Origin of the sequence: Flavobacterium sp. (assembly GCF_043720215.1) — a bacterium.
In the GTDB taxonomy this organism is placed as follows: Bacteria; Bacteroidota; Bacteroidia; order Flavobacteriales; family Flavobacteriaceae; genus Flavobacterium.
On record NZ_JAYSSZ010000286.1, the window covers coordinates 1 to 2,573 of the forward strand.

Below are 2,573 nucleotides of genomic sequence, written 5' to 3' on the forward strand. Positions count from 1 at the left end.
TTTTTTTAGGATGGAATAACTACAAAATAATTGACCAATACTAAGCGGAAGAAATGAAATTACTGATTTTGTCATATTAGACAAATCGTCCCAATTGTGTGCTAAAATTAAGATGATACCAAGTCCTGAAAGAATTGCTCCAAGAATTCCGAAGACTAAGAATAATTTATTCTGACTTTCGTCACCATTCTTACTGTAATAATCTCTGATTTTTTGAGCCGTTTCTTCCGAAATTACACTGGCTCTTAGTAATTCTTGAAGTTCGTTTAAAATGTGATTTGACATAAAAAGTATTTTATATGATTCAAATATACAAAGTTTATTGAGTAAATGTATTTTTAGCCCTGATATCCCGATAGCTATCGGGAGCGGTATTCCACGCTTTTTAGCATAGAGAAAGCGGATAGCAGGATTAGCTTCAAAAAAATAATAGTATACTTTTGCAAAAATTATATTTAATATAATATTTATACTATTTTTGCACCATCTTAAAACTTAGATTTTAATGTTATGGTAAAAGATTTATTCGAAAGAATTCAACAAAATAAAGGTCCGTTAGGAAAATGGGCTTCGCAAGCTGAGGGGTATTTTGTGTTTCCAAAATTGGAAGGCGAATTAGGACCTAGAATGCAATTTCAAGGAAAAAGTATATTAAACTGGAGTTTAAATGATTATTTAGGTCTTGCTAATCATCCAGAAGTTCGTAAAGCAGATACGGAAGCTGCGGCTCAATATGGTGCGGCTTACCCTATGGGTGCTCGTATGATGTCTGGTCACACAAAGTACCACGAACAGTTAGAAGAAGAATTAGCTGCTTTTGTCATGAAAGAATCTGCTTATTTATTGAATTTTGGTTACCAAGGAATTTTATCTACGATAGATGCTTTGGTTACTAAAAATGATGTTATTGTATATGATGTGGATGCGCATGCCTGTATTATAGACGGTGTTCGTTTGCACATGGGAAAACGTTTTACGTACCGTCATAACGATATTGAGAGCATGGAGAAAAACCTGCAACGTGCTACAAAATTAGCTACCGAAACTGGTGGTGGAATTTTGTTTATCACCGAAGGTGTTTTCGGAATGCGTGGGCAACAAGGAAAGCTGAAAGAAATTGTAGAGATGAAGAAAAAATACAATTTCCGTTTGCTTGTAGATGATGCGCATGGTTTTGGAACTCTTGGAGCAACAGGAGCAGGAGCAGGTGAGGAGCAAGGTTGTCAGGACGGAATTGATGTTTACTTTTCGACATTTGCAAAATCGATGGCAAATATTGGTGCTTTTGTGGCTGCCGATAAAGATATTATCGATTATTTAAAATATAATTTACGTTCGCAAATGTTCGCTAAAGCGTTACCAATGATTCAAACGATTGGTTCTTTGAAGCGTTTAGAATTGTTGCGTAATTCGTCTGAGTTAAAAGACAAACTTTGGGTAAATGTTAATGCGTTGCAGAACGGATTGAAAGAAAAAGGATTTAATATAGGCGATACAAACACTTGTGTTACTCCAGTATATCTAGAGGGTTCTATTCCTGAAGCTATGATTATGGTAAATGATTTGAGAGAAAATTATGGTATTTTCTTATCGATTGTAGTTTATCCGGTAATTCCAAAAGGAATGATCTTGCTAAGAATGATACCTACGTCTTCTCATACTATTTCTGATATTGATGAAACACTAACTGCTTTTGAAGCGATTCGTGAGAAATTAGTAAACGGAACCTATAAAGAAATTGCAGACAGAACTACTGTTGATGTTTCTTAAAATACTATTTTAGATTGCATAAAAAAGCCTGAACTAATGTTCAGGCTTTTTTTGTGTGGGGAGAGTAGGATTCGAACCTACGAAGACGTAGTCAGCAGATTTACAGTCTGCCCTCGTTGGCCGCTTGAGTATCTCCCCGTAAGCGGTTGCAAATATAAAATTGTTTTTCCAGTTTGCAAACAAATAAATGAATATTATTTGTAGTTTTTCGTAACTGTTTGGTAGTAAATAAAATAAAAAATCTCCCGGTAAGGGAGATTTCTAAATATTGTATGATTTATCTCTATTTTGCTAATAATTCAGCTACTTTTACTTTTAGCTCAGCACCATAAAGGTTTTTTGCTATAATAGTTCCTTTAGCATCTACTAGGTAAGTAGCAGGAATACTTTCTATATTATATCTTAATGCAATTGGATCTTGCCACCATTTTAAGTTAGAAACTTGAGTCCAAGTTAACTGATCTTTTGTAATGGCTACTTTCCAAGCTGTTGCTTCTTTATCTAAAGAAACCCCAATAATATTTAAACCTTTAGTATGGAACTCTTTGTATAAAGAAACCATATTTGGATTTTCTTTTCGACAAGGAGAACACCAAGAAGCCCAAAAATCTATAATAGTAATTTTTCCAAGAGATTCTTTAAGCGAAACTAATTTTCCATCAACATTTTTTGCTGAAAAATCAGGAGCGCTGTCACCTACTGATAAATCTATTTCTTTAGACTGTTTTTTTTTTGCTCGTCCAATTTAGTTTTAATATTTTTTCCAGGTTTTGTACCTTTTACATCAGCATCTAAAGCTTCAT

Annotated in this window: 3 protein-coding genes and 1 tRNA gene; 1 reads left to right on the plus strand and 3 read right to left on the minus strand. The window is 34.0% G+C overall.

Features of this window, described 5'->3' with window-relative positions; genetic code table 11:
• Positions 1-285: DUF2157 domain-containing protein (locus ACHZC3_RS12490; protein WP_394760205.1), on the minus strand; the 285-nt coding region annotated here is incomplete at its 3' end.
• A gap of 225 nt (positions 286-510) precedes the next feature.
• Between ACHZC3_RS12490 and ACHZC3_RS12495 the strand changes: the two genes are divergently transcribed.
• Positions 511-1,770 (plus strand): aminotransferase class I/II-fold pyridoxal phosphate-dependent enzyme, encoded by a 1,260-nt coding sequence (locus tag ACHZC3_RS12495; protein WP_394760206.1) that lies wholly within the window; start codon positions 511-513, stop codon positions 1,768-1,770.
• 56 nt (positions 1,771-1,826) lie between these two features.
• On the opposite strand, the gene ACHZC3_RS12500 is transcribed toward ACHZC3_RS12495, so the two are convergent.
• Both ACHZC3_RS12500 and ACHZC3_RS12505 read right to left on the minus strand, forming a co-directional pair.
• Positions 1,827-1,908 (minus strand) — tRNA-Tyr (locus tag ACHZC3_RS12500).
• 145 nt (positions 1,909-2,053) lie between these two features.
• Positions 2,054-2,515: a peroxiredoxin family protein gene (locus ACHZC3_RS12505; RefSeq protein ID WP_394760207.1), complete on the minus strand. Its 462-nt coding sequence runs from the start codon at positions 2,513-2,515 to the stop codon at positions 2,054-2,056.
• Between the last annotated feature and the right edge of the window lie 58 nt (positions 2,516-2,573).